This window comes from Candidatus Thalassolituus haligoni (genome assembly GCF_041222825.1).
Taxonomy (GTDB): domain Bacteria; phylum Pseudomonadota; class Gammaproteobacteria; order Pseudomonadales; family Oceanobacteraceae; genus Oceanobacter; species Oceanobacter antarcticus.
Genome location: NZ_CP139482.1, coordinates 697,695 through 723,142, shown reverse-complemented (window position 1 = coordinate 723,142; position 25,448 = coordinate 697,695). Strand labels below are relative to the sequence as shown.

Annotated in this window: 27 protein-coding genes; 13 read left to right on the top strand and 14 right to left on the bottom strand. The window is 55.7% G+C overall.

Annotated elements, in window-relative coordinates; genetic code table 11:
* Positions 1–82: 82 nt before the first annotated feature.
* Positions 83–733: a peptide-methionine (S)-S-oxide reductase MsrA gene (gene msrA / locus SOJ49_RS03245; RefSeq protein ID WP_369856796.1), complete on the bottom strand. Its 651-nt coding sequence runs from the start codon at positions 731–733 to the stop codon at positions 83–85.
* A 58-nt stretch (positions 734–791) separates the two neighbouring features.
* Between msrA and SOJ49_RS03240 the strand changes: the two genes are divergently transcribed.
* Both SOJ49_RS03240 and SOJ49_RS03235 read left to right on the top strand, forming a co-directional pair.
* Entirely contained in the window at positions 792–1,535 is a 744-nt protein-coding gene (locus SOJ49_RS03240) for an MBL fold metallo-hydrolase (RefSeq protein WP_369856795.1), read from the top strand.
* A 65-nt stretch (positions 1,536–1,600) separates the two neighbouring features.
* Complete coding sequence (locus tag SOJ49_RS03235) at positions 1,601–2,284, top strand: methyltransferase (RefSeq protein WP_369856794.1); 684 nt, start codon at positions 1,601–1,603, stop codon at positions 2,282–2,284.
* Between the two features lie 60 nt (positions 2,285–2,344).
* On the opposite strand, the gene SOJ49_RS03230 is transcribed toward SOJ49_RS03235, so the two are convergent.
* On the bottom strand, positions 2,345–4,111 hold the full coding sequence (locus tag SOJ49_RS03230) for an alkaline phosphatase (protein ID WP_369856793.1): 1,767 nt from the start codon (positions 4,109–4,111) through the stop codon (positions 2,345–2,347).
* Positions 4,112–4,285: 174 nt separating this feature from the next.
* On the opposite strand from SOJ49_RS03230, the gene SOJ49_RS03225 reads away from it, so the two are divergent.
* Complete coding sequence (locus SOJ49_RS03225) at positions 4,286–6,220, top strand: VacB/RNase II family 3'-5' exoribonuclease (protein ID WP_369856792.1); 1,935 nt, start codon at positions 4,286–4,288, stop codon at positions 6,218–6,220.
* 114 nt (positions 6,221–6,334) lie between these two features.
* On the opposite strand, the gene ccmI is transcribed toward SOJ49_RS03225, so the two are convergent.
* The 9 genes from ccmI to ccmA are packed head-to-tail and all read right to left on the bottom strand — an operon-like array spanning position 6,335 to position 13,449.
* On the bottom strand, positions 6,335–7,540 hold the full coding sequence (ccmI, locus tag SOJ49_RS03220; RefSeq protein WP_369856791.1) for a c-type cytochrome biogenesis protein CcmI: 1,206 nt from the start codon (positions 7,538–7,540) through the stop codon (positions 6,335–6,337).
* A complete protein-coding gene (locus tag SOJ49_RS03215) occupies positions 7,537–8,049 on the bottom strand; it encodes a cytochrome c-type biogenesis protein (RefSeq protein WP_369856790.1) in 513 nt (170 codons plus the stop codon). Before SOJ49_RS03215 ends, ccmI begins: the two co-directional genes overlap by 4 nt.
* Positions 8,049–8,570 (bottom strand): DsbE family thiol:disulfide interchange protein, encoded by a 522-nt coding sequence (locus SOJ49_RS03210; RefSeq protein ID WP_369856789.1) that lies wholly within the window; start codon positions 8,568–8,570, stop codon positions 8,049–8,051. Before SOJ49_RS03210 ends, SOJ49_RS03215 begins: the two co-directional genes overlap by 1 nt.
* The gene (locus tag SOJ49_RS03205) at positions 8,567–10,579 is read right to left on the bottom strand and encodes a heme lyase CcmF/NrfE family subunit (protein ID WP_369856788.1); all 2,013 of its coding nucleotides are present in this window, start codon (positions 10,577–10,579) and stop codon (positions 8,567–8,569) included. Before SOJ49_RS03205 ends, SOJ49_RS03210 begins: the two co-directional genes overlap by 4 nt.
* Positions 10,579–11,091, bottom strand: coding sequence for a cytochrome c maturation protein CcmE (gene ccmE, locus SOJ49_RS03200; protein ID WP_369856787.1), 513 nt, complete (start codon positions 11,089–11,091; stop codon positions 10,579–10,581). The genes SOJ49_RS03205 and ccmE overlap by 1 nt, the downstream gene beginning before the upstream one ends.
* Position 11,092: 1 nt before the next feature.
* Complete coding sequence (ccmD, locus tag SOJ49_RS03195; RefSeq protein WP_369856786.1) at positions 11,093–11,314, bottom strand: heme exporter protein CcmD; 222 nt, start codon at positions 11,312–11,314, stop codon at positions 11,093–11,095.
* Positions 11,314–12,075, bottom strand: a complete 762-nt coding sequence (locus tag SOJ49_RS03190) for a heme ABC transporter permease (RefSeq protein ID WP_369856785.1) — start codon at positions 12,073–12,075, stop codon at positions 11,314–11,316. The genes ccmD and SOJ49_RS03190 overlap by 1 nt, the downstream gene beginning before the upstream one ends.
* Positions 12,076–12,100: 25 nt before the next feature.
* Entirely contained in the window at positions 12,101–12,769 is a 669-nt protein-coding gene (gene ccmB / locus SOJ49_RS03185; RefSeq protein WP_369856784.1) for a heme exporter protein CcmB, read from the bottom strand.
* Positions 12,766–13,449, bottom strand: a complete 684-nt coding sequence (gene ccmA, locus SOJ49_RS03180) for a cytochrome c biogenesis heme-transporting ATPase CcmA (RefSeq protein WP_369856783.1) — start codon at positions 13,447–13,449, stop codon at positions 12,766–12,768. Before ccmA ends, ccmB begins: the two co-directional genes overlap by 4 nt.
* A gap of 416 nt (positions 13,450–13,865) precedes the next feature.
* Here ccmA and SOJ49_RS03175 point away from each other — a divergent pair, with 416 nt between their 5' ends.
* Together SOJ49_RS03175 and SOJ49_RS03170 are read left to right on the top strand one after the other, a co-directional pair.
* Positions 13,866–15,599: a flagellar hook-length control protein FliK gene (locus tag SOJ49_RS03175; RefSeq protein ID WP_369856782.1), complete on the top strand. Its 1,734-nt coding sequence runs from the start codon at positions 13,866–13,868 to the stop codon at positions 15,597–15,599.
* A complete protein-coding gene (locus tag SOJ49_RS03170; RefSeq protein WP_369856781.1) occupies positions 15,596–15,886 on the top strand; it encodes an EscU/YscU/HrcU family type III secretion system export apparatus switch protein in 291 nt (96 codons plus the stop codon). Before SOJ49_RS03175 ends, SOJ49_RS03170 begins: the two co-directional genes overlap by 4 nt.
* Before the next feature lie 5 nt (positions 15,887–15,891).
* Here SOJ49_RS03170 and SOJ49_RS03165 read toward each other — a convergent pair whose 3' ends face one another.
* Entirely contained in the window at positions 15,892–16,554 is a 663-nt protein-coding gene (locus SOJ49_RS03165; RefSeq protein WP_369856780.1) for a TetR/AcrR family transcriptional regulator, read from the bottom strand.
* 367 nt (positions 16,555–16,921) lie between these two features.
* Here SOJ49_RS03165 and hemN point away from each other — a divergent pair, with 367 nt between their 5' ends.
* Positions 16,922–18,316, top strand: coding sequence for an oxygen-independent coproporphyrinogen III oxidase (gene hemN, locus SOJ49_RS03160; RefSeq protein ID WP_369856779.1), 1,395 nt, complete (start codon positions 16,922–16,924; stop codon positions 18,314–18,316).
* A complete protein-coding gene (locus SOJ49_RS03155) occupies positions 18,285–18,848 on the top strand; it encodes a TlpA family protein disulfide reductase (RefSeq protein ID WP_369856778.1) in 564 nt (187 codons plus the stop codon). Before hemN ends, SOJ49_RS03155 begins: the two co-directional genes overlap by 32 nt.
* A gap of 19 nt (positions 18,849–18,867) precedes the next feature.
* Here the strand turns inward: SOJ49_RS03155 and SOJ49_RS03150 are convergent, their stop codons facing one another.
* The gene (locus SOJ49_RS03150) at positions 18,868–19,608 is read right to left on the bottom strand and encodes a hypothetical protein (protein WP_369856777.1); all 741 of its coding nucleotides are present in this window, start codon (positions 19,606–19,608) and stop codon (positions 18,868–18,870) included.
* Positions 19,609–19,672: 64 nt separating this feature from the next.
* Here SOJ49_RS03150 and SOJ49_RS03145 point away from each other — a divergent pair, with 64 nt between their 5' ends.
* Both SOJ49_RS03145 and SOJ49_RS03140 read left to right on the top strand, forming a co-directional pair.
* Complete coding sequence (locus SOJ49_RS03145) at positions 19,673–20,440, top strand: GNAT family N-acetyltransferase (RefSeq protein WP_369856776.1); 768 nt, start codon at positions 19,673–19,675, stop codon at positions 20,438–20,440.
* A 116-nt stretch (positions 20,441–20,556) separates the two neighbouring features.
* The gene (locus SOJ49_RS03140; protein ID WP_369856775.1) at positions 20,557–20,886 is read left to right on the top strand and encodes a hypothetical protein; all 330 of its coding nucleotides are present in this window, start codon (positions 20,557–20,559) and stop codon (positions 20,884–20,886) included.
* On the opposite strand, the gene SOJ49_RS03135 is transcribed toward SOJ49_RS03140, so the two are convergent.
* Entirely contained in the window at positions 20,867–21,793 is a 927-nt protein-coding gene (locus SOJ49_RS03135) for a diguanylate cyclase (RefSeq protein WP_369856774.1), read from the bottom strand. The genes SOJ49_RS03140 and SOJ49_RS03135 overlap by 20 nt on opposite strands.
* 206 nt (positions 21,794–21,999) lie before the next feature.
* Between SOJ49_RS03135 and SOJ49_RS03130 the strand changes: the two genes are divergently transcribed.
* From SOJ49_RS03130 to cysK, 4 genes are all read left to right on the top strand, one after another.
* Positions 22,000–22,917: a glucosaminidase domain-containing protein gene (locus tag SOJ49_RS03130; protein WP_369856773.1), complete on the top strand. Its 918-nt coding sequence runs from the start codon at positions 22,000–22,002 to the stop codon at positions 22,915–22,917.
* Position 22,918: 1 nt separating this feature from the next.
* Positions 22,919–23,281, top strand: a complete 363-nt coding sequence (locus SOJ49_RS03125; protein WP_369856772.1) for a hypothetical protein — start codon at positions 22,919–22,921, stop codon at positions 23,279–23,281.
* Positions 23,282–23,407: 126 nt separating this feature from the next.
* Positions 23,408–24,310, top strand: a complete 903-nt coding sequence (locus tag SOJ49_RS03120; protein WP_369856771.1) for an acyltransferase — start codon at positions 23,408–23,410, stop codon at positions 24,308–24,310.
* An 83-nt stretch (positions 24,311–24,393) separates the two neighbouring features.
* Entirely contained in the window at positions 24,394–25,341 is a 948-nt protein-coding gene (gene cysK, locus SOJ49_RS03115) for a cysteine synthase A (RefSeq protein WP_369856770.1), read from the top strand.
* Positions 25,342–25,448: the final 107 nt, after the last annotated feature.

The following is a 25,448-nucleotide window of genomic DNA, read 5'->3' as shown; positions in this document are numbered from 1 at the left end:
ATACCATACCGCAACGGCCATAGCCTAGGGACAGGGCGGTATTGGTCACGGCAGATCGCAGCTGGCGGAATGGATAGCGTGGTTATTTTTGCTCTGACACGGCGTCTGCGAAGACGACACCACAACCACCCAGCCCACAATACCCACCGGGATTTTTAGCCAGATATTGCTGGTGATAGCCTTCGGCCATGTAATAACGAATGCCCAGCAGTATCTCGGTAGTTATTTCGGGCATGCCTGCGGCAGTCAGGCACTGTTGGTATTGATCCCGACTCTGCTCCGCCAGCGCCATATCTTCCGCATTGGTCAGATAGATCCCTGAACGGTACTGGGTACCAATATCGTTACCCTGGCGCATGCCCTGGCAAGGGTCATGTTTTTCCCAAAATACAGTGAGTAGTTGCGGTAATGACGTTTGCTGCGGGTCATACCAGATACGCACCAGCTCGTTGTGACCGGTTAAACCGCTGCAAACCTCTTCATAGCTGGCATTGGGCGTATGCCCGGCACCATAGCCGACCGAGGTGGAATACACTCCCGGCAATGACCAGAAAGCCCGCTCGGCTCCCCAGAAGCATCCCATCCCCACCATTAATTCAGCCAGATCCTCCGGGCATTCTCCGGCAATGTCATGGCCATTAACAAAATGATGGCTGGTGGTCGGTAAGGGTTCAGCACGGCCGGGCAGTGCTTCGGCCGCAGTAGGAATGGACATACGCTTTGGACGCCACATAATCAGTCTCCAGTAACAGTATCCGTATTCAGGCAGGGCTATTTTCTACAGGCATCCTATGACAACACATCCGAATCACCTATCCCTCTGTTTTCAGGGTGTCGGTAGCGGCGGGCATTTAGCCCTCGGCAGTGCCGCCGCTACCTTGGAACAACAGGGCCAGCCCTTGCTGTTGATCGATTGCGGGCCGGGCACACTGGCACAACTACAGCAACGCTATCAGGCTCTGCCAAGCGCTCTATTTATGACCCATGCCCATATGGATCATATCGCCGATCTGGAAATATTGACCGTACGGGCGCGACTGCAACAGCTTGCACCGATTCCCATGTTTGTACCACTCAGTGTGATACCGGTTTTGCATCAGCGGCTGGCCACCTATCCCGGCACCATGGCAGAGGGTGGGCATAATTTCTGGCAATCTTTCCAGTTGTTACCGGTAACCGACCAGTTTGAATACGCAGGCATGACATTTTGCTGCTATCCGACCCGGCATCATGCTCCCGGATCATCTTTCGCGCTGCATTTACCCGGACAATTTTTTTACAGCGGCGATACCCGACCGATTCCCGAGATTCTCAACCACCAGCTGAGCGGCAATGAAGTGGTCTTTCACGATTGCGGGTTAAGTGCCAATCCATCCCATACCGGCCTCGATGACCTCGACAGGGAGTACCCCGAGCCGCTGCGACAGCAATTGGTACTGTATCACTACGCCAATGCCGCCGCTGGCGAGCAACTGGCCGCCGCCGGTTATCGTGTTGCCAAACCCGGCGAATGTTTTGCGCTTGGAGGGGCCTGAATGAGTACGGGCATAAGTACTGGCATAAGTACTGGAATGGCTACTGGCATGAAGGATCGTCCCTGGTGAATCACGCTCATCCACTGCTTGACCAGCAACTGCAACAGATGCTGCCGGGCAGCTATGTCCGCCGCCAACATCTGGCTGCCTGTCCTGAACTGCAGCTGTGGCTGGTTGCGCCGGAATGCATCAATCGGCCCTTTTCTGCCGAGGAACAACAGCGCATCGCGGCTTACCCGGCCTATTGGGCAGTGTGCTGGCCAGGCGGCCTGGCCATGGCACGTTATATTCTGGATCACCCGCAGCTCGTCAGAAACAAGGCCGTTCTGGATCTCGGTTGTGGATCAGGGCTGGTGGCGATTGCGGCTGCTCGTGCCGGAGCCAAACGGGTGATTGCCTGCGACCTGGATCAGCAGGCGCTTGCGGCCTGTCGCGCCAATGCCGAATTAAACCAGACGAGGCAAAATAACAACGAGCTGGAATTCTGTACCGATTTCCACCGAACTGATGGTATTGATATCGTGCTCGCGGCCGATCTGCTGTACGACCACCACAACCACACCTTGCTGGACGAGTTTATGACGATCAGCCAGCAGGTCTGGCTGTCGGAATCGCGGGCAGCAGACATTCAGCACCCCGCCTTTGATCACATCGGCCAACACCACTATGCCACCGAACCCGACAGCGGACACCCTGATCCCTACGCAACGTCGTTGCTGTATTGCTCCAGACCGGGTGCCAAACAATAAAAAACACACCGACATCTGTTGATATCAGGGTGTTTTTTAAGCAGCCATCATTGATTCAAATCAGCTCAATGCGACATTTTCCAGAGTCAGCTCGCTACCCGCCATCACCTGCATACGCTTACGGGTGTTGGCGATATAGCTGGAGCTGGTGATGGAATCGACAAATACCCAGTCGCAGCTGGCTTTTTCTGGTGTAAACGTTACCAGCATAAAACCACGATTACCGGCATTCAGATACTTGAGGTCATCAATCAGAATGGTAATAGCGGACTCGAAAGAAGCCTGCAACGCCGCATCGCTACCAAACCCGGCATACACTTCCAGACCTGGCGACGTTACCGATGGGGTGGCAAATTCAACGCCGATGGCACTGTCACCCTGAGTCAACTGGCTGGCCCAGGCATTATGAGTGTCACCGGCCAGAGCAACCAGGTTAACGTCACGGGATTGACCCGCAATCTGCGCGTACAGTAGCTGGCGCGCCACTTCATAACCATCCCAGGCATCCAGATTGTAAGGCGCCGTGACTGCCAGTGCGGCGGCAACATCGGCATCAATATCCATACCCAGGCTCTGCATATACTTGGCCGTCGCATAGGTTTCCAGCATGGTCGCCAGCGCTTGCTGATCTTCAACCGTTGCCAGTGATGCCATAGCGGTCAGAATATCCGCTGGAATATACATGCGGCCCATCAACACTTGCTGACCCAGTACGTCCCAGGTGGCCCCCGAAGTCGCCAGACTATTACCAAACCAGGCCGATTGCTCATCCCCCAGCAAAACACGCGAGGTATCGGCCATCGCGGTCATAAACGCAGTAGTATCGAGGCCGCTGGCAGTCATGTAATTGGTATAATCCAGCTGCTTGCTACGGGCCAGAATACGGGTATCCAGCATATGCAGACGTACCAGGTCGCCAAAATCAAAGGCGCGGTAAATATGCGTATTATCTGACCCGGTACGGATTGGCAACCACTCATGATAGGCCTGCTCTGCCGCCGCACGACGATCGGCAAACGACCCTTCGGTCGTCTCGTCGTGATTTTCAGCGCCGTCCTTGTAGGCATCGTTGGCCAGTTCGTGGTCATCCCAGACGCAGATAAACGGCTTCGCCGCGTGCGCAGCCTGCAGGTTGGCATCGACATGGTACTGAGCGTAACGCTGACGATATTGCGCCAGCGTTGTAATCTCTACCGATGGTTCCGGCTCACGGCCTTCGGCATCTTCGGTAGGGTATTCATTGGTGCCGTATTCATACAAATAGTCACCAAGGTGTACAACCGCATCGGCATCACTGTCGGCAATTTCTTGATAGACGTTAAACAGCCCGGCAGGAAAGTTGGCACACGAACATACTGCCAGCTTGACGCTGCTGACACTGCCTTCTGGCAAGGTTTTGGTCTTGCCTACGGTCGAGCTTTCGCCATCCTTGCCAGAGAACTGATAGTAGTAGCTGGTGCCCGCAGACAAACCGGTGACATCCACCTTGACGGTATAGTCGCGTGAGGCATCGGTATACACAGTGCCAGAGGCGACAACGTCGGTCATCGCCGCATCGGTCGCCAGGGTATAGCCCACTTCCGCTTCGGCATCCGCCGTCGCCGATTCATCTGGCGTAACACGCGTCCAGAGAATAACCGCATCCGCCAGCGGATCGCCCGACGCTACCCCATGACCGAATACAAACACTGTCAGGTTGCGGCTGGACTCATTGTCGTCATCATCGGCAAAACAACCGGTAATAACCGCAGGAACGCTTACCGCGCTGGCCGTACCAGCAACCGATTGCAAAAAACGACGACGACTCAAACTTGGCGTATGTGACATGCTCAGACCTCAGAATAAAAATTAAGGCGTGATCCGCCCCATTAGTGCCTTAAAACACCCATAGTCGTGAATCTTTATTAAGAACTGAAGACAGCATGAATTTTCCCTACTGGCCTGTATGGCACGCGTCCATTAAACTCAACGACCTTTTTCACCGGCCGGGGCCAGATCGGAATGCTAGATAAGAATGCGTTGTCACAACTGCAATCTCTCAAACAGGAAATACACGACAGTGTTCCCAGGTTTGAGGGCAAGGTTCGGGCGACTGGCGGACGCTTCGGCTTCGTAGTCACGGACGATAACCAGCAGTTCTACATGTCACCGGAAGAAATGGAAAAGGTACTGCCGGGAGACAAGGTCGCTTTTCGTGTTGAGGAAGTCACCGAAAAGAAGACTCAAGCCATTGTCGAAAGTCTGATCAGTACCGAACTGAGCGATTTTTGCGGCACCTACATCGTCAAGGGCAAGGGTCACTTTATCCAGCCCGACCATCCAGCCTTGAACCGCTGGATTTTTGTGCCGCCCAAATCTCGCCAGAGTGCTGGAGATGGCATGCTGGTCAAGGGACATCTTTCCCAACATCCTTACCCTGCGGGTCGCGCCCAGGCGGAAATTGATGCGGTGATTGGCAGTAGCCAGGATGCCGGTATCGAAGCCCGCTACATGTGTCAGAAGTGGCACCTGACCACCGAGTTCACCGAGGCCGAATTACAACAGGCCAATGAACTGGCTGCGGCAGGCATCGACAGCTTCACCGCCGGACGTGTCGATCTGACCGGGCTGCCACTGGTAACGATCGACTCTGCCAGCACCCGCGATCTGGACGACGCCCTCTGTGCGACCGTCACCGATAACGGCTGGACGCTGCACATCGCCATCGCCGATCCGGCTGCTGTTATTCAACCGGGCACGGCACTTGATCTGATGGCGCGTGACCGCACGACCTCAGCCTACTTTGCCAACCTGGTCATTCCCATGCTGCCAGCAGCGCTGTCCGAACAGCTGTGCTCCCTGCAACCTGAGGTTACCCGTCTGGCACTGGTTGCCGAAGTGGCCGTCAATCAGGAAGGCGAATCCACCCTGATCGGTTTGCAGCAAGCACACGTCAAAAGCCACGCCAAGCTCAGCTACCAGCAAGTCAGTGAATTTATCGCTGACGCGCACCAGGGTGACATCGACGCCGCCTTGCAACCGTCGCTGGCGGCATTAAAAGACTGTACCAGAGCACTCGCCAGCCAGCGCAAAAAAGCCTGCCTGGTGATGGAAGACCGTCCCGACTATCGTCTGGTACTGGATGAAAATGGCAAGGTCAAGGACATCGTGCGGCAGGAACGCAACGACGCCCAACGCCTGGTCGAAGAATGCATGCTGGTGTGCAACCGCCTCTGTGCCGATTGGCTGCGCCAGCACGAGAGCGGCATTTTTATCGAACATGCCGGTATCCGTACCGAACGTATTGGCGATGTAACCAGTCTGCTCAAGGAACAGCTCGGGCTGGAAAAGAAACCCAAAATCAAATCGCTGGAAGATTACGTCAGCCTGATGAAACAGGCAGCGGCCTGTGACAGCGGACTGAACGTCAAGGACATCATCAGCCGCCAGCTTGAACGCAGCAACCTGACGCAGGAAGACAAACCCCACATGGGGCTGGGCTTCCCTCGCTACACCACCATGACGTCACCGTTACGTAAATACAACGACCTGCTGGTGCACCGCATGATTGCGGCGATTCTCGCCGCACAGCCCGCTCCCGAAGTGGATGCGCTGGCGCTGGCGGCCATTCAGGACAAGCAAACCAAAGCCCGGATCGCTGCCAACCAGACCGATACCTGGCTGAAGCTGCAGTGGTTAAAAACCCTGCCAGCAGAAGCCCAGTTTGATGCGGTTATCCAGTACGCCACCGCCAACAACATCATGGTGCGTTTTGAAGATTCAGGGATTGAAGGGCAGATAGACCGCCGCAAGGTAAAAGGCAACTGGGCATTTGACAGTAAAACCCTGTCGCACAGCAATGGCGAGCAGACGCTGGCCATTGGTCAGACGGTTCGGGTTAGTGTCTTGACACTGGAGCCGGACGCCCGCGAACTCAAGCTGGCCTTGCAGGAGTAACAACCATCCGTTGGGGACGACCCGCCGTGGTCGTCCCCAACTCTTTCATCTCCAACTCTTTCTCTTTTTCATTGCCAACTTTTTCATTTCCAACTCTTTCATTTCTAACGTTACTCAGTTGACTCGGGTTTGAATGGTCAGCGTCTGAACGTCAGTATCCCGATTACTGACCGGTGAGCGCTCGTCTTGCCAATCCCCCGGCTGCGCGGTCGGTTGCCCGGTGCGGGATACACGCGCAATCAGCGTCAGTTGGTCAAAACCGCTAATCGTCATACCCGGTGCCATCGCCTGGGCATCGGTCAGAATCACCTGTGTTGGCAAATCAGCGACTTTCAAGCGCTGAACCGCCAGGGGCATCGGCGGGCCAGTCACGGCTTTGGCCAAGACAAACACCAGATCATCCGGCGCAACCGCCGCTCGCGCTTCAGCAGTGATATCGACCGTGATGGTTAACCTGACCCGTTCCAGCCAACTCAGATCAACCGTAATCCCCTGCGACTCCAGCTGTTCCGCAGCACGATGAATTCCCTGTGCCAGCACCTGGGATTCCGGCCCTTCCGGCAAACCTTGCCACAATGCTTTCCAGTGGCTGATGGCGCGTTCGTGCTTGCCCAGTTCAAACGCCAGAATACCGGCCATACCCAGCGCCTGACGACTTTGGGGGTTGAGCGTCAAGGCTTCATCCAGCAAGGCATAGGTGGACTCATCGGCTTGCTGATCGGCAGCAAAGAATTGCGCTTCGGCCATCAAGGTCAAGGTTGCCGCACGATCGGCGCTGGCATCGTCAGGCAAAGCATCAAGAATGCTGGCAAACGCCTCGGTAGCACGGTGGTATTCGCCACTGGCACTGAGCAGACGTGCATTCAGATAGGCCCATTCCAGATTGTCAGGATCATGCTGTGCTTCTGCAGCCAGTCGTTGTATCAACTCCTGCCGTTCCGGTGTGGTCAGTTCCACCTGCTCGCCCTTGTCCAGCAAGGCGCTGGCGCGCAAGGCATTGTCAGAACCCCAGAAGCTGTACAGCAGCATCGAACCCAGCAGCGCAATCGCCGCCATGCTGCCCAGCATTAGCCAGCTGCCAGAAGTTTTGTCTGCGCTGCTTTGGCGCGCATCGGCACTGGCCAGAAACTCACGATCCAGCTCCAGCTGTAATGCCGCCTGTTCGGTATCGTTCAAATCGCTACTTTTTACTTCGTTGGTGCGTTCCTGATACAGCCGCAGGTTTTCTTCGCTTTGCTGATTGGTTTCAGGCCGGAACCACACCGGGCGATACAGCAACGCCACCAGTGGCAGCAACAGGATCAACAACATCCAGATCATGGGTTATTCGCCTTTTGGTCATTCGATGAATCCGCCGTCACTGCGGCTTTTAATTGTTCAAGACGCTGACGTTCTGCATCCGTTAGTGGTGCCGGTACCGGTGCCTTGCGCTGATTACGACGCATCTGTCTCAGCACCAGCAGCCCCAATAAAAACGCCAGCAACGGGCCGAACCAAAGCAGGTAGGTTTCAGCACGAACCGGGGGTTTGTAACGGACAAAATCGCCGTATCGGGCCACCAGATAACCCACAATCTGATCATCACTCTGGCCTTCATTCATCAGCTCATACACCTTCTCGCGCATATCTCCAGCTACCGGGGCATTGGAGTCTGCCAGATTCTGGTTCTGGCATTTGGGGCAGCGCAATTCTTCAGCCAGGTGCTGGAAGCGGGCAATATCAGCAGGGTCTTCAAACGGGTACTTGTAGCCATTAACAACGGCCTGGGCTGCTACTGCAGCAAGCAGCAGCAATAACCCTGCCAGCCAGTGGCGAAATGGATAACGCATCACGGCAGGCTCTCAAATTCAGGTTTCAGAGTGGCCCAGACTCGGGCATTGAGATCACCCACATGGCGACCCCGAATAACCCCGCTGCCATCAATCAAAAAGGTTTCCGGTGCGCCGTAAACCCCTAGCTCCAGCCCCAGCTTGCCGTCGGTATCGGACAGGTTCCAGCGATAGGGATTGCCGTATGACGCCAGCCATTGCCTGGCCTTGCTGTCCTCGTCCTTGTAGTTGATACCAAAGATACGAACCCCTTCAGAAGCCAGCAGGTTAAGAAAGGAATGCTCAGCCTTGCAGGTTGGGCACCAGGTGGCCCAGACATTCACCAGCGCCCGCTTGCCCAGCAAATCCTTGCGACTAACCACTTCACCGGTTTCCAGCGAGATCATCTCAAATTCAGGGAACGGCTGGCCAACCAACGGCGACGGCAGAACCTCTTTGTCCTTACGGTCGATAGTGAGAAAAAACAACCCGGCCAAAATAGTAAAGCCCACCAACGGGACAAACAGAATAAACCGGTTCATACCGCCACCTCCGTTGTTGCCGACTGACTGGGTGCGGACGGATCCTGTACCAACCGTCGGGGCTGGCGATAACGTTTATCGAACATTGCCATCAAGCCACCCAGCGCCATAAATATTGCTCCCAGCCAGACCCAGCGCATAAAGGGTTTGACCTGTAACCGCATCCCCCAAGCACCGTTCTCCAGCGGTTCGCCCATTGACACATACAAATCGCGGAACAGGCTGACGTCGATGGCGGCTTCAGTCATCACCGATCCACGTGCACTGTAGCGCCGTTTTTCCGGCATCAGCTCACCAATCTGACGCTCACCGTCATAGACCCGGAAACGAATGGCATCAGCCTGATAGTTAGGGCCGCGAATCTGCCCTGCTTCGACAAATTCAAAGCGGTAGTCACCCAGCGTGTGGCTGTCGCCCGGTGCCATACGAACAGACACCTCCTGACTGTAATTGGCCACCATGGTCACCCCCACCACCGTGACTGCCACACCAATGTGCGCGAGAATCATGCCGTTAAAACTGAGACTCAGCGACGGAATACGCTGGAGCTGGCCACGGCATTTTTTCCAGACTTCAGCAAGACTGGCCAACACCAGCCAAATCGCAATGCCCATCCCCAGCATTACCTTGCCATTCAATTCACCAGAGACAATCAAGGGTGTCGCCACTCCCAGTACCAGCGCCGCCAGCGCCGCCAGACCCAGTTCCCGCCCAAGGCGGCTGAATTGGTCACTTTTCCAGCGTGAAATGGCACCAATACCGATAATCAGGGTTAACACCACACTCACCGGCACAAACATAAAGTTAAACCAGCTCGCCCCCACCGATATTTTGCCCATGCCGAGGAAATCGATCAGCAGTGGATACAGGGTACCGAGCAGGATCGCAAAGGCAGCAACCAGCAATAACAGGTTGTTCATTAACAAAAAGCTTTCCCGCGACAACCACTCATAACGTCCCACCGACGCAACAGTCGGCGCTTTGAGCGCATAAATCAGCAGCGAGCCACCGACACAGATCCCCAGCAGCGCCAGCACAAACACACCCCGCTCTGGATCGGAAGCAAAGGCATGAACCGAGGTCAACACCCCGGAACGTACCAGGAAGGTGCCCAGCAGACTGAGCGAAAAGGCAAAGATTGCCAGTAGCACCGTCCAGCTTTTAAACAGTCCGCGTTTTTCGGTGACTGCCAGTGAGTGCATCAGAGCAGTTGTTACCAGCCAGGGCATCAGCGAGGCATTCTCAACCGGATCCCAGAACCACCAGCCGCCCCAGCCCAGTTCGTAGTAGGCCCACCAGCTGCCAAGCGCGATACCAATGGTCAGAAAAATCCACGCAGCGGTTGTCCAGGGACGCGACCAGCGTGCCCAGGCGGCATCCAGACGACCACCCAATAAAGCCGCAATGGCAAAGGCAAACACCACCGACAGGCCAACGTAGCCCATATACAAGGTGGGCGGGTGGACGATCAGACCAAAATCCTGCAACAGCGGATTCAGGTCACCGCCCTCAGAGGGAACCGACGGCAAGGTTCTGGCGAACGGGTTGGAGGTTTCCAGTGTGAACAGAATAAATCCGGTCGAGACCAGCCCCATGATGCCCAGCACCCGCGCCAGCATTTCCAGCGGTAACGAACGACTGAACAGCGCCACGGCGACGCCCCAGCAGCCCAGCAAGGTGACCCACAGCAATAACGACCCTTCGTGAGCACCCCATACCGCGCTGATCTTGAACGGCGTCGGCAAGGCAGAATTACTATTGGTGGCCACATAAGTGACAGAAAAATCATCCACCACAAAACACCAGGCCAGCGTCACCAGACTGATCAGCAGAAACAGCGCCTGTGCCGCCGCCAGTGGCCGGGCATACGCCATCGCCAAGGTATTCCCGGCACGGACGCCCCACAGTGGCACCAGGGTTTGCAACACCGCCACCAGAAACGCCATGATCAACGCCAGCTGGCCAAACTCCGGGATCGACGACAAGGTGCCGTAGGCTTCGGTAAACATCAGTACGCTCCGCCGGTTTTGATCGATTCAGAGATCGAATAAGACGCTGGTTTCGACGCCGCGTCCTGCAGCGCCTGCTTGCCTTCTTCGTGAGCCTGCTCCAGCGCATCCTTCACTTCGGGCGGCATGTAATTTTCATCGTGCTTGGCCAGCACTTCGGATGCCTGGATCACGCCATGTTCATCCAGCTTGCCCAGCGCCACAATCCCCTGCCCTTCGCGGAACAGATCCGGCAGGATACCTTCATAATGAATCGGCACCGTCGCCGCACCATCGGTGACATTAAAAGTCACCGCCAGCCCCTGATCATCCCGTTGCAGGCTGCCCTTGACCACCAGGCCACCGGCACGAATGGTACGGCCGACCGGCACGTCACCACTGGCAATCTGGGTGGGTGTCTGGAACAGGTTGATATTCTGGCTGAGGGAGTACATCAACAACCCCACGGCAACACCAAACCCGATCACCAAAAACAGAATCAGCGTCAGCCGTTTCTTTCGTTGTGGATGCATGTCAGTTTTTCTCCTCGTTAACAACAGTTCGGTCGGGGCTGGCCTGTTGCGCACGACGATCGCGACGCAGATGCTGCCCTTGTTGCCGAATCAAACGACGGCGCTGCATCATCGGCAGCACCAGATTGGCGATAATCACCAGCGCACTCAGCCCATACGACAGCCAGACATACAAGCCATGGCGACCCATGGCGAGAAACTCGCTGACACTGTGAAATTCCATCAGTGACGTCCCCCTGACATTTCTGGCAACGCCTGTACCCAGCTGCGCTTGCGCTCGTGCCAGAGAATTTCATTACGGGTGCGCAAAATCACCAGCAAGGCAAACAGCACGTACGTGGTTAAAATCATGATCAGCAGCGGTATCAGCATATCCGGGTGCATGCTTGGTTTTTCGGTCAACTTCAAGGTCGCCGGTTGATGCAAGGTATTCCACCACTCCACCGAGTATTTGATGATGGGAATGTTCACCAGCCCCACCAGCGCCAGAATCGCGCCAGCCTTGTGACTGGCTTCTTCTGACTCGATCGCCCGCTGCAATGCCATCACCCCGAAGTAGAGGAACAACAGCATTAACATCGAGGTCAAGCGTGCATCCCAGACCCACCAGGTACCCCAAGTCGGCTTACCCCAGATCGCTCCGGTAAACAGTGCAATCAGACAAAAGCTGGCCCCTACCGGAGCCACCGCACGGGCCACCCAGGCGGCCATTTTCATTTTCCAGATCAGGAACACCGCCCCGGCAAGCGCCATCATGACAAAACCACTCTGGGCCACAAGTGCCGCCGGAACATGAATATAAATGATGCGAAAACTGTTGCCTTGCAGGTAATCCGCTGGCGCATACAGCAAACCGAGTACCAGCCCGACCACACCGCCCACCACTGACAACAAACCCAGCCAGAAGATCCATTTTGATGTCAGTTCATAAAACCATTTGGGCGAACCCAGGCGGTGATACAGCCGTACAATCCACTGCCACATAAAATCCCCGATCAAAAACGTGCGCCTAGCGCGACAAATTCAGTTTCAGTGCTGCAGCCGAAGCAAACGGCGTCAGGCACACAGAAAGCGCCAACATGGCGCCCAGAAAACCGATCTGGCCATTGTATGCCATCCCCAGCCCGGCGTGATAAACCGCACTGGCAGCAAAGATCAAAACCGGCACATACATAGGCAAAATCAATAGGCTCAATAGCAATCCGCCGCTGCGTACCCCGGCGGTCAACGCCGCACCCACAGCCCCCAGCAAACTCAGGATCGGCGTCCCCACTGCCAGGCTCAGCAACATCGCCAGGTAGGCGTCATTAGGCAGCGCCATCATCAATCCCAACACCGGTGCCATCAGCGTCAGCGGCAAACCGCTGCAGAGCCAATGCACCAGCGCCTTGGCCAGTGCCAACAGATAAAGCGACTCACCCGACGCCAGCCACTGTTCCAGAGTGCCGTCCTCGACATCCGCCTTGTAGAGCGCATCGAGCGACAGCAAGGTCGCCAGCAAGGCACCCACCCAGATCACACCACCGGCAATGCGCGCCAGAAAGTCAGGATCCGGATCCACCGCCAGTGGAAACATCGCCACCACCATTAAAAAGAACATCAAGGGGTTGAGCCACTCACCGGGATTTCGTCCGGCCAGCAGCAAGTCCCGCTTAATGGTCGCGACGACCAGGCTCATGAGAGTCCTCCCGCCAACGCCAGTTCACCCAGATCCAGACGTGTGAGCGAAGGAATATTCTGCAAGGCATGATGACTGGTAATAATGACCGCGCCATTGCGGGCGACATGCTGCTGGATCTGTGTTTCAAGCCAGGCAACACCGGCAATATCCAGCGCCGTAAACGGCTCATCCAGAATCCACAACGGTGCCGGTACAATCGCCAGACGCGACAAGCCGACGCGGCGCTGCTGCCCTGCCGACAGCTGATTACAAGGCGTCTCTTCATAGCCGCCCAGCTCGACCGCCTCCAGTGCCCGCCAGAGATCATCTTCAGTAATAACCGCTGGCTGCTCTGCAGCCATCCACGGGCTAACCAGCCAGCGCAGATTTTCCAGCGGCGTCAGCGCCCGCTTGATCGCCGCCAGATGGCCGAGATACAGACGTTGACGGGCGTAATCGGAAAAAACGGCGGATAGCGGTTGGCCATGCCACTGCAACGCCCCGTCAAAATCGCGATTCAAACCGGCAAGCAACCGCAACAAGGTGGTTTTACCCGCGCCATTAGGGCCAGCCAGCTGTAACAAATCGCCATTATTGACGGCCAGGTTCAGGCGATCGAACAACACCCGGTCATCGCGCTCACAATACAACTGAGTTGCGCTCAGAGACACACTGTTATCGCTATAACGATTCGCCATTCAAACCCCGGTAGTTGTGCCAAATCAGTTGCCACTGCCAATAACGGCGGGCGCATTATATACAAAAACCGTACCGACTGTGGCTTGACCCGGATGGGTCATTCGATCAATTTGTCTCATTCATCAGACGCACTTCAGATCCTGCCTCAAGCGCCGATAACAGGGTACAGCCAAAAAGGTAGCGAGCGATGACAGGACAAGGCAAAACCGAGTTTATCAATGCGTATTTTGAGTCGATTGTTAGCGCCGTCGTTTCGACGCACAGTCATTGACTCACAGTCATTGATACGCACAGTCATTGACAGATACGCCCTCAACCTATGCAGGAGGTAACCGATGATCCGATTCAGGCCGACGTGTTACCCGGTTGGCAATGGCGCTGAGCGCTACCTGCCAAGCCTGGACGGGAGCCTGGCGTGAGGCCGCTGATTACGAGCGATTTACTGCAACGTACCGCGCTGGAAACACCCGCCCGGCGCGAGCCGGTGATACAGGCGCGAGTATTAACCAGTACCCCCTCTGCCGACGCTACCGCCCGGCGCTACAACCTGACATTGGTCGTAGCCGATCAACAGCTGACGGTGAACAGCGAACAGGATTTTGCACCGGGAACACGCCTGACCATGGTTCTCAAACCGGGGCCAGCGCTGACGGTGATCAAAGCGGATGCCCAACACAGCGGCCAGCCGTCCCAGTCCACATCAGCCCCACCGGAACAGGCTATTGCCCGCCTGCTGGCCTCGCGCTTACCCCTGCAACCTCCAGCCTCACGACCAGCACCGTTTACAGCTGCACCGTTTACCTCAGCACTGTCTACAGCGGCACCATTGGCTGGCCTCACTTACCCACCCAGTCAGAGCACCAGCAGTACAACCTCCAGCCCGATAACCACAACGACCAATACAAGCACGAATGTCATCGGCGTCCTGATGCAGCGGCTACAAACTCCGTCCTCCGCCCAGCCCAGGGGCAACCGCCCTTTGCCCACACCCGTCAGTCCATCTCTGACGACCCCATCAAACACCCCATCAAACAATGGCACCACGACACCCGGTTTGAGTCAGCAGACGCAAGCGTTGTTACAACACTGGCATAACCAGCTGCCACAGGCAGGTGGGCGTGATGCCGCCGCGATCAAAACAGCCATTCAACAATCCGGGGTTTTTCACGAAGCCCAGCTATTAGCCAAATTGAACGCCGCCGTGAGCGGCCCAGGCAACTCAGATAATAGCGGCAGCGGCAAAATGTCAGGCATCGCCGAGCAGCTATGGCAACGCCTGGCGGCATTATCGCCAGCGCGACCACAGATGCCAGCAGCCACGACAACGCCAGAGCAAACAGCCCCCTTACCATTGAGCCAGCAAGCCCGGCAGCCATCACAACCATTACAACAAACGTTGCAGCAGATCAGCCAGAATTACAGCCAGCAAATGGCCGCCGCAGTAGCGGATGTCAGCGACAGTACGCCGAGTCTGACCAACCTCAAGGCCGTACTGGCACAGAGTATTCTGGATCTGGAAGGCAACCACTCGCGCTCGCGCACCATTCCATTAAGCTGGACGCTGGCGTCAGAAACACCCCTCAGCCGACAGCTAAAGCAACTGCTAGCCGGTATTGAAACCCGACAACTCAACATGGCCAGCGAGCCGCGTTCCTTGTTGCAGACCTTACTGCTGTTAAAGGACGGTGAGGCCTTGCAGCAGGTACGGATTGACGTGCAACGCCAGGACGGTTCTCCCCACAGCGCCGAGCAACGTCCGCCAGAACCACGCAGTAGCGAAGCGGCCAGCACCAATAGCCCACATTCACCACCCGCACATAACAGCGACGACCCCAACGCCCAACACCAGCACAGCCCGCCATCAGCGGCGGCACAACGCCAGCCGGTGTGGCAGCTCAAATTACATTTCGAACTGGAACAATTTGGGCCGCTGGATGTGGAGATCCAGCTGGGCTGGCCCAGGCTGGACATCACTTTCTGGTCATCCCAACAGCACACCCGGCACACGCTGAGCGCCGCCTTGCAGCCATTACGCCAGCGGCTGCAAGCGCTAGGAGCAGAAGTACAACAAATGGAAGTGCGTCACGGCTCACTGCCCGTCGGGCAGCAAAACGTTATTACCCAACGACTGGTGGATTTGCACACATGAGTATTCCGGATTCCCTCAAACAGGCCAACCAGGCCATTGCACTGAGTTATCAGCCCGAGCAGACAGGCACCCCACGCATCAGTGCCAGTGGCGAGGACGAACTGGCCCAGGCCATTATTGAACTGGCGCTGGCCCATCAGGTGCCGGTCTATGAAAATGCCGCGCTCACTCGTTGGCTGGGGCAAATGGCGGTTGGCGATGAAATCCCTGAGCCGCTGTATCAGGTAATTGCTGAAATTCTGGCAGTGGTGTATCAGCTGCAAGGCAAAACGCCGGATGGCAGCTGAAACGCTCAGACGAGATCGACCACCCGCTTTTTCACCGCCTCGACCAGCCAGTCGGTATGAGTACGCACCATATCTTCCGGGATCAGTTCCACACCTTCCAGCAACTGTGGCAGCGCCTGGTATTGATAACAATCCACCAGCCCGTGAATGGCGGTAATAAAATACAGTGTAATACGCTGGCGCTCGACATCACTTTGCTCTGCCAGCCCGTCAATCGCATCCGTCAGTAACATCTGTGCATGGCGTTGCCATTCTTCCAGCAAACGATCCAGCTGCATGGCCGCGAGGCCGTCATCCTCATCGGCCAGCCCCGGACGAATCCGGGGCGGCTGAAACATCAGCTGATAATAACCGGCATAGTCCCGCGCAAAACAGATCAACTGGCGGGCCAGACGGTGCAGAGAGTCAAGTGAACTGGTGCTGTCCATCAATGCCAGGTTGGTATCGTGAAACAGCATTTCGAAGCCACGACGACGAATGTGCAGCAGCAAGGACTCCTTGCTGGGAAAATAATTGTAAATATTGCTGGCGGTCATTCCCAACTCAGCAGCCAGCTTACGCATGGACAGATAATGAAAACCGACATCGGCCATGACGCCAGCAGCGCTATCCATGATGCGCTCACGCTGGCAAGCGATTTCTTCCGGTGAAAACGGCTTCTTGGGCATGACTACTCCTGGTCGTTGCAATGGAAGACGGCAAGCATATTCAGGGTCTGACGGCCCGACAGCTTGACCGCCAAGGTTAACGGGAACCAATACCAAATCAAGTCAAATGAGTGAGTAAAACGTCGCAGTGACCAGACCAAAGCATAACGGCCCTACTATAGGTTTCTCTTGATGCAGGGCAACTCGACCCGTCATCAATTTATTTAACATTCGCTCAGATAACAGCATATGGCACATACAAGCGAAAGCGCCATGCCCATACCTGCCAACCGGATCAAATCAAAAACAGACAGCAGCAGGATGCATCTGAAATATCACGCTGCCAGAGCTGCCCGGCAGGCATGGCCCATCACGAGGTAAACTCAGCATGAATCACACTGTTTCCTGGGATCCTTTGCTGATCCAGCGTTATAACCGTCCCGGACCGCGCTACACGTCCTACCCGACGGCAGTTGAATTTGTACCGCTCGACAATGACATCCTTGAACGCCAGGCCTATGCCGAACGCAACCCTGAACGGCCACTGTCGTTGTACCTGCACATCCCTTTCTGTCGCCATGTCTGCTACTACTGCGGCTGCAACAAGATTGTGACCAAGGACATGAGCCGCGCAGCCCCTTATCTGGAATATCTGAAAGACGAAATCCGCCGTAAACATGCCCTGCTTGGTGGTAACCAGGGAGGCCGTATTGCTCGTGTCGAACAACTGCACCTTGGTGGTGGCACTCCGACTTTCCTCAGTGACGAACAACTGCAGGATCTGGTTTCTTTCCTGCGCGAGACCTTTGAATTCAGCACTTCGGAAGACGCCGACTACTCCATCGAAATAGATCCGCGTGAATTACGTCCCGGTACACTGACACTGTTACGCCAATTGGGTTTCAACCGCCTCAGTTATGGCGTGCAGGATTTGCAGCCAGAGGTACAGCAAGCTGTCAATCGGCTGCAGCCGGAAGCAATGATTCGGGAAGTGATGGCAAAAGCACGGGTGCTGGGATTCCGCTCTATCAATATTGACTTGATCTACGGCCTGCCCCATCAAACACGGGACAGCTTCGACCAGACACTGGATACCATGATCGAGCTGAGCCCGGATCGACTGTCGGTGTTTAATTACGCCCACTTGCCAGAGCGCTTCAAGCCACAGCGTCGTATCAACGCCGAAGATCTGCCGTCGGCGCAGGAAAAACTGGTTATTCTCGGACACTGTATTCAGCGCCTGACAGCAGCGGGCTACCAGTATATTGGCATGGATCACTTCGCCCGACCGGATGACGAGCTGGCGCTGGCCCAGACTGCAGGCAAATTACATCGTAACTTCCAGGGCTATACCACCCATGGCGATTGTGACCTGCTCGGATTCGGCGTGTCTTCCATCAGCCAGATTGGCGACTACTATCTGCAAAACCAGGTCAGTATGGATGGCTATACCGCAGCGCTGGACAAACCGCAGCTGCCAGCCAACAAATACTGCAAGGTAACCCGCGACGACCAGATCCGGCGGCGGGTCATCAGCGAATTATTGTGTCATCTCCACGTCGACTTCTCTGCTATTGATGCCGAGTTCCAAATCAACAGCCGCGACTACTTGTTACCATCACTGCGACGTCTTGATCCCATGGTGAACGACGGGCTGGTGACCATTACCGACAGCGGCGTCGCTATCCGTGACAAGGGCCAATTATTGGTGCGTAATGCCTGCATGGCCTTCGACGAGTACATTTACCAGCATGAGCAACAACGTTTCTCCAGAGCCATCTGATTCTGGCTGGCGACAAGGCTACCGGGCCAGACCCCGCTGGCAACGCTGGGGTATCGAACTACTACTGGCCTTCCTCGTGGTAACACTGCTGAGCCAGTGGCTCAGCCGTCACCTGCTTGACCGCAATACCCCCTTTCCGGCGCTGACCCTCACCCGTCTTGATGGCCAGCCCGTGCTACTGCCCGACGCCACTCAGGCACCCAAGACCACTCTGGTGTATCTGTTTGCGCCATGGTGCAGTGTCTGCCGGGTCAGCATGCCAGCGCTGAAGTGGCTGGACAGCGACGACATCCGTATCATTGCCATCGCGCTGGACTGGCGCAACAAGTCTGAAGTGGCCAATATGGTCCAGTCCGTACACTACGCTGGCACCACCCTGCTGGGTGATGCGGAGACCGCCAGACAACTCAATATCCGGGGCTATCCGAGTTACTACGTAATCGATCAACATGGCAACATTCGCTTTGCCGATCAGGGCCTCAGCACCTTGCCCGGACTCTGGCTACGAACCCGCCTGGCCAACCAGGAATAACCCGACAAACCGGCTCTCCTCAGAATGCACTCCAGCCTGTCGCCGCAATATGACCACGCCAATAGTGCCAACCATCCTCGTCAAACTGCAGATACACGGTACGAGCGAATGGCTTGTCGAAGGATTCGGCACTGCGGCGGAACAGTCGCTGTTGTTTGAACAAGGGTAACCTGGCCCAGGGTGACAGAGCCTCGACGTACCACTCCAGATACACCTCGGCGTACCAGGCATCATCCACCCAATAGGCTGGAGACACCGACACCACACGCTTCAGAGCCGGGTGGCCGTACTGTAAACGCTGCCCATCCGGACTGTCGATCCAATCGCTGCCAGGGCCAGATCGATACTGCCACAGCGCAGCAATACGCCGTCGGCCATTGCTTTCGTCGATCATCTGAATGCTTTCCTCGCGGCTGACCAGCCGCTCCTCTGCCAGCACCGACAACCAGCGAGCCAACCTGGACTGCTCGGTCTTCGGTATCAGCAATGGCAAGGTAATACCGTCCCAGATCAATAATTCATGGGTAATAGATTGAACTACCAGCGCCTCCGCATCCTCGAAGAGCAGTTCAGGTTGAACCGCCGGAGCGGCCCAGGCTAACACCCGATCGACCCAGACAATGCCAAGCACGGGCAACAGCACCAACAAAACAGACGCAACATCCGCGACAAAGCCGCAGCTGAAATATTTTTGTAATGACGGTTCACGAATGTAGTTCATATCAATACCATAGCGCTTCTTGGGACGAATGTCGGACATGTCACCCAAATGTCATACGCACGCCGTAAATTCGGCCAGATTAATTCAACAGTCAGGTATTACCATGCAGCAAGCCACTGCTCCCCAGAGCGCCGTCAGCAGCGACTCTCCACTCGTGGCCCGGGTGACTCAGGATCCCGTTGAAATTCGCCAGGCACTGGCACTGCGTTACCGGGTGTTTGCCGAGGGAATGGGGGCGCACATCGATAGCGGTGAAGCGGGGATTGACCGCGATCACTTCGATGATATCTGTCTGCACCTGATTGTTAAGGACGTCAACAACGACCGTGTTGTCGGTTACAGCCGTATTCTCACCAACGAACTGGCGAATCAGGCAGGCGGTTTTTATTCGGCTACCGAATTTGACCTCGGCAACATCGTCAAACCAGGTCATAGCTATATGGAAATCGGCCGCACTTGCGTCGATCCCGATTTCCGCAGCGGTGCCGTGATCGGCTTGCTGTGGTCCGGTCTTGCCCAGTTCATGTCAGCCCACAACATTGATTTCCTGATGGGTTGCGCCAGTATTTCCCTGAATGAAGGGTATGCACGAGCAATCGCCATCATTAATTACTTGAGAGAACAACATTTTTCACCCGCCGATACACGGGCAGAACCTCGCTTGCATATGCCACGTATCGATGTCGATATGGATGGTGCCAGCCTGGTGCCGCCACTGTTAAAAGCTTACCTGCGTATTGGCGTCAAGGTGTGTGGCGAACCCTGCCTCGACAAGGACTTTAATGTTGCCGATGCACTGATCCTGCTCAGCCGCGACAACATCAACCAGCGCTATCTGCGCCATTTCACCAAAACTGAAGGTCAGGGTTAACTCTGCGCGGATGCTGCTATTGTCGCAGCCATCCTGATACCCATTCCTCTGCTAAGCTGAAACCTGACTCCAACATTAACCGGGCGACGTCAACACCGTCGCCGCGAGGATCAGGAATGAACAAGATCAACATCAGTGACGCGCTGATCGCGATTTGGGACCTTATCGAAGGGCTCGAAACGGGATACTGGGAAGCCAGCTCAATGGACGCCAAGGATCAGCTGTTTAATTTGCTGCAGGTGTTGCAACGGGAGTACATCGAGCTGCTCAAACTCAGCGTGCAGGATCACCATTTCGAATACGAAGTGATCAGCCTGCCACCTCAGCAGCTGCATGACCTGATGATCAACCTCCAGCGAGACGTAACCCGACATTGCCCCCGCAACAGCACTCGGCAGCAACTTGCAACACTGGCCGATACCCTGCTCACCGGGCTGACTGGCTGACCAGATCCGCAGCTATATGGCGGGCGCGGCCGCTACGCTTGGCCCGGTAAAGTGCCTCATCAGCAGCAGCGACCGCCGTTATTACCGGATCATCCATCAGCGGCTGAAACCAGGCGCTGCCGATACTGACACTGAGTAATGGCCCGGCCGGAGATCCGGTATTCAGCAGTTGCAGATCAGCAATCGCCCGCAGCATACGTTGCGCCACAATTGCAACGCCTTCCGGCTCAATCGACGGCAGGACGACCGCAAACTCTTCCCCCCCGTAGCGAGCAACCAGATCGTGAGAACGATTGACGGCTTCATCAAGTGCGCCAGCCACCTTGCGCAAGGCTTCATCGCCCTGAGGATGTCCGTATTGATCGTTAAACGCCTTGAAAGCATCAATATCAATCATCATCACCGCCAGACCGCTCTGGTGCCGCTGCGCTCGACGCCACTCCGCCAGCAAAAAATCATCAAAACGCCGTCGATTGGCAATACCTGTCAGGCCGTCGGTGGTGGTTAACGCCTCAAGCTGGCGCAGACGCCGACGCTGGCGGGCCAGCACGCCCAGCCGGGCAGCAACCAGAGTCGACCGCAACGGTCGTCCCAAATAGAGAGCCGCGCCAGCGTCCAGTGCCATCACTTCCTGATCAATATCAGCCGTACCAATCGCTACCACATCAACGTGGCGATGCAGCGGATCCATCGTCCAGCGCGCCATAAAAGCGGCAAAATCAAGTGTCGGCAAATCCACTGCCAACAGCAGCAACTGAGGATAAAACTCGGGTTGCTGTAAACAGTCTTCCAGCTGTGCCACCGACGTCAGATTCATGACCCGACTGGCCGCTGGCAATACGTCGCCAAACAACGCCTGGTCAGCCAGGCTGGCATCTGCGACCAAAACAGTCAGAGGCTTATTCATCTTCAGAGGAACCATTTGCTATGAATCAATACTTACAATTTGTCATCATAACGAGACAAACAACACCCGCCGCTACAAAAAAATAACAGACTTTTTATCATCGTCGACCAGAGCCGCCTGGAAATACACAGCCGTCAGCTATTTTTGGGGTCAACCCCCAACCTCGTATACACTGCCCGCCAACTACCGTGACCAAGGAGCAAAATATGTCACCGCAAACCACTTTACGGATCATCACCCGCCCCTTCCTGCCACTGAGTCTGTTCGCCACACTGGCGCTGCTACTGTCCGGCTGTGAGCAGGCGACAGAAACACCTGCCAGCCAGTCCCCAGAAACACAGGCACAGGCACAGGCACAAGACAAGCCGACACCAGCCCTGCCTACTGCAGAAGTGAAAACCAAACCGGTACAAGCTGCCAAGAGCCCGGTGCACGCCAGTACCTCATCGACACTGCCCAACTTCGCTAGCTATACCGATGTCAAACAGAAGAAAAAAGCCTTCTTCAGCTACATGCTGAACCTGGTCAAGCGTGCCAATGCCAATGTACTCAAGGAACGTACTGCCGTTAAACAATGGGACACCAGCAAAGCCGCAAACAGCACCATCAGTGCTTTAGTTGAAAAATATCGGGTCGAAGACACTCTGTCAGCAACCGAACAGAAAGCCTTGCTGCTCAAACGTGTCCAGGTCATTCCTCCATCCCTGGTACTGGCACAAGGGGCGAATGAAAGCGCCTGGGGTACCTCCCGTTTTGCCCGCCAAGGTAACAACTTTTTTGGTCAATGGTGCTTTTCCAAAGGCTGCGGCATTGTGCCAAGCCAGCGTAACGACGGGGCTGCCCATGAAGTAGCCAAATTTGATGACCCGCTGGAATCAGTCGAAAGCTATATTCGGAATCTGAACAGCCACCCGACCTACCGGAAGCTACGAGACCTGCGTAGCACCGAGATGGCCAAACAGGGCTACCCCACCGGTATTAACCTGGCGGCCGGCCTGGAAGGCTACTCTGAACGAGGCCACGAATACATCAAGGAAATCCGCAGCATGATCCGGTTTAACAAGCTCGACCAGCTCGACCCCGGCGTGCTGGCCGACCTCAAGGCAAAGACACAGGAAGGATAATTTGAGCGCGCCAGACCGTCGTTTCAGCCAGCGCCACGATGCCGCTCCATTAAAAGTGGAGCTGTGTCAGCGTAACTGGCTGGGCCAGTGGCAACCACCCCACCATGCCATTGCACTGGAGATCACTCTGGATGGGCTGTCCATTCTGTCGCCCCTGAAAATCCGCCGGGGCCAGCGGCTGCTGATCGCCATCGGCAACCGTCACCACAGTTTGCAACAGCTCACTGCCGCCGTGGTTCAGCAAACCCCGCAAGGTCGCGATTTCATCTACAAATTGCACTTTGAACTCGACTCTCTGTCAGACAGTTCACGCCAAAGTGCAGAAGCCGTTCTGCAACGACTGCTCACCAGCCCCGCTGGCTGAGCAGTCAACCTCGATTGAAGGCAGAAACAGCCTCCATCCCGGCTTGACCCAGGCAAAACGGTAGGGTTTTATGCTGCCTCGACAAAGAATCTCGGCCATTCAATAACGATAACGAAGAACGCTCCCATGCCCGCATTTCTGACCGGACTGATCGCCAGCCTGCTGTTAATCTTAAACACCCTGATTTGGGCGCCATTATTGATCGGCCTGGCCTTGCTGAAATTACTATTGCCCATTCCCGTGGTACGAACGACTCTGAGTTGGCTGGTCGATGGCTGCGCCAGCCGCTGGATTGCCTGCAATTCCGGCTGGATGAAGCTGACTCAGGCCATGGACTGGCAGATAGAACGACCTGACAAACTGACGCCGCAAGGTTGGTATTTTGTCGTCAGCAACCACCAAAGCTGGGTGGATATTCTGGTGCTGCAACACTGCCTGAATGGTCATATTCCCTTGCTCAAATTTTTTCTCAAACAAGAGCTGATCTGGGTACCGATTATGGGGATCGCCTGGTGGGCACTCGACTTTCCGTTTATGAAGCGTTACAGCAAAGCCTACCTGGCCCGCCATCCGGAAAAACGCGGACAGGATCTCAACACTACCCGCAAGTCCTGTGAGAAATTCCAGCGCAAGCCCACCAGTGTGATGAATTTTCTCGAAGGCACCCGCTTCAACCAGGAAAAACACGCGCTGCAACGCCCGTCCTATCGCCATTTGCTGCAACCCAGAGCAGGCGGCATGGCGTTTGCTATGAGTGTGATGGGAGACAACTTCCACTCACTGGTCGATGTCACCATTCACTACCCGGATGGCGTACCCACGTTCTGGTCGTTCCTGAGCGGCAAGATGCGTCGCTGTCAGGTACTGATTCAACAAAAAGACATCCCGGCAGAACTGTCTCAGGGCGATTATCAGAACGACATAGACTTCCGCAACCGGTTTCAACAATGGGTACATGAATTGTGGCTGGATAAGGATGATACGCTGGAGCGACTGTCTCGAAGCGCGTCAACCAGCCAGGCAGAATGACCGCCAAGGCCGTCACGATGGACAGACTCTGATACTACACGGCGACAGAATTGCCGCTACAAAACTACCAAGGAGCTTATTCGATGAATGTTTTTGAAGATGTCAGCCAGTCGATTGGCAACACCCCACTGGTACGTATCCGTACCCTGACCGATCACCCACACGTTTACGCCAAACTGGAAAGCCGCAACCCGGCCCAGTCGGTCAAATGCCGGATTGGCGCCAATATGATCTGGCAGGCCGAAAAAGATGGCCTGTTGAAGCCGGGCATGGAAATCGTCGAACCGACCAGTGGCAATACCGGTATTGCCCTTGCCTTTGTTGGTGCAGCACGTGGCTACAAGGTCACCCTGACCATGCCAGAAACCATGAGCATGGAACGTCGCAAAGTGATGATGGCACTGGGTGCCAACCTGGTACTGACCGAAGGCCCAAAAGGCATGAAAGGCGCGGTCGACAAGGCTGAAGAACTGCTCGCGGAAGCACCGGCAACCCGCATCATGCTGCAACAGTTCAACAACCCGGCCAACCCGGCGATTCATGAACAGACCACTGGCCCGGAAATCTGGCGCGATACCGACGGTGAAGTCGATGTTGTGGTTGCCGGAGTGGGTACCGGCGGTACAATTTCCGGCATTTCCCGCTACCTCAAAACGCAAAAAGCCATTACGTCTGTGGCAGTGGAACCAGCAGCCTCACCCATTATTACCCAGAAACTGCAAGGCGAAGACCTGACCCCAGCGCCACACAAGATCCAGGGTATCGGTGCCAACTTTATTCCAGGCAACCTGGATCTGGATATTCTTGACCGGGTTGAACAGGTTAACAACGAAGACGCCATGGCCATGGCACATCGACTGATGTCGGAAGAAGGTATCCTGGCCGGTATCTCTTGTGGTGCTGCCATGGTAGCCGCCTTGCGCCTGGCAGCCGAAGATGCCTTCAAAGACAAGAAAATCGTGGTGATCCTGCCGGACTCCGGTGAGCGTTACCTGACGTCACCCTTGTTTGACGGCTTTTTTGACAAGTAATAACACCCGGCCCCGCTGTAGATCTTATGGCGGGGCTGCTTTGGGGCGCGTTAAAGAAAGCCACAACGTGTCCAGCCCTTCGGGGCCGGTCTGCAATGTAACGGGCA

Coding starts and splice junctions, on each gene's coding strand:
- ccmI (WP_369856791.1), bottom strand. CDS start 7,540: ATGATCTGGATGTTGTTGATCCTGTTGCTGCCACTGGTGGCGTTGCTG.
- msrA (WP_369856796.1), bottom strand. CDS start 733: ATGTGGCGTCCAAAGCGTATGTCCATTCCTACTGCGGCCGAAGCACTG.
- SOJ49_RS03225 (WP_369856792.1), top strand. CDS start 4,286: ATGCTAGATAAGAATGCGTTGTCACAACTGCAATCTCTCAAACAGGAA.
- SOJ49_RS03135 (WP_369856774.1), bottom strand. CDS start 21,793: ATGAATAAGCCTCTGACTGTTTTGGTCGCAGATGCCAGCCTGGCTGAC.
- cysK (WP_369856770.1), top strand. CDS start 24,394: ATGAATGTTTTTGAAGATGTCAGCCAGTCGATTGGCAACACCCCACTG.
- ccmA (WP_369856783.1), bottom strand. CDS start 13,449: ATGGCGAATCGTTATAGCGATAACAGTGTGTCTCTGAGCGCAACTCAG.
- ccmB (WP_369856784.1), bottom strand. CDS start 12,769: ATGAGCCTGGTCGTCGCGACCATTAAGCGGGACTTGCTGCTGGCCGGA.
- ccmD (WP_369856786.1), bottom strand. CDS start 11,314: ATGGAATTTCACAGTGTCAGCGAGTTTCTCGCCATGGGTCGCCATGGC.
- SOJ49_RS03155 (WP_369856778.1), top strand. CDS start 18,285: ATGAGCAACAACGTTTCTCCAGAGCCATCTGATTCTGGCTGGCGACAA.
- SOJ49_RS03240 (WP_369856795.1), top strand. CDS start 792: ATGACAACACATCCGAATCACCTATCCCTCTGTTTTCAGGGTGTCGGT.
- SOJ49_RS03120 (WP_369856771.1), top strand. CDS start 23,408: ATGCCCGCATTTCTGACCGGACTGATCGCCAGCCTGCTGTTAATCTTA.
- SOJ49_RS03130 (WP_369856773.1), top strand. CDS start 22,000: ATGTCACCGCAAACCACTTTACGGATCATCACCCGCCCCTTCCTGCCA.
- hemN (WP_369856779.1), top strand. CDS start 16,922: ATGAATCACACTGTTTCCTGGGATCCTTTGCTGATCCAGCGTTATAAC.
- SOJ49_RS03170 (WP_369856781.1), top strand. CDS start 15,596: ATGAGTATTCCGGATTCCCTCAAACAGGCCAACCAGGCCATTGCACTG.
- SOJ49_RS03165 (WP_369856780.1), bottom strand. CDS start 16,554: ATGCCCAAGAAGCCGTTTTCACCGGAAGAAATCGCTTGCCAGCGTGAG.
- SOJ49_RS03140 (WP_369856775.1), top strand. CDS start 20,557: ATGAACAAGATCAACATCAGTGACGCGCTGATCGCGATTTGGGACCTT.
- SOJ49_RS03210 (WP_369856789.1), bottom strand. CDS start 8,570: ATGAACCGGTTTATTCTGTTTGTCCCGTTGGTGGGCTTTACTATTTTG.
- SOJ49_RS03215 (WP_369856790.1), bottom strand. CDS start 8,049: ATGCGTTATCCATTTCGCCACTGGCTGGCAGGGTTATTGCTGCTGCTT.
- ccmE (WP_369856787.1), bottom strand. CDS start 11,091: ATGCATCCACAACGAAAGAAACGGCTGACGCTGATTCTGTTTTTGGTG.
- SOJ49_RS03145 (WP_369856776.1), top strand. CDS start 19,673: ATGCAGCAAGCCACTGCTCCCCAGAGCGCCGTCAGCAGCGACTCTCCA.
- SOJ49_RS03190 (WP_369856785.1), bottom strand. CDS start 12,075: ATGTGGCAGTGGATTGTACGGCTGTATCACCGCCTGGGTTCGCCCAAA.
- SOJ49_RS03205 (WP_369856788.1), bottom strand. CDS start 10,579: ATGTTTACCGAAGCCTACGGCACCTTGTCGTCGATCCCGGAGTTTGGC.
- SOJ49_RS03150 (WP_369856777.1), bottom strand. CDS start 19,608: ATGTCCGACATTCGTCCCAAGAAGCGCTATGGTATTGATATGAACTAC.
- SOJ49_RS03230 (WP_369856793.1), bottom strand. CDS start 4,111: ATGTCACATACGCCAAGTTTGAGTCGTCGTCGTTTTTTGCAATCGGTT.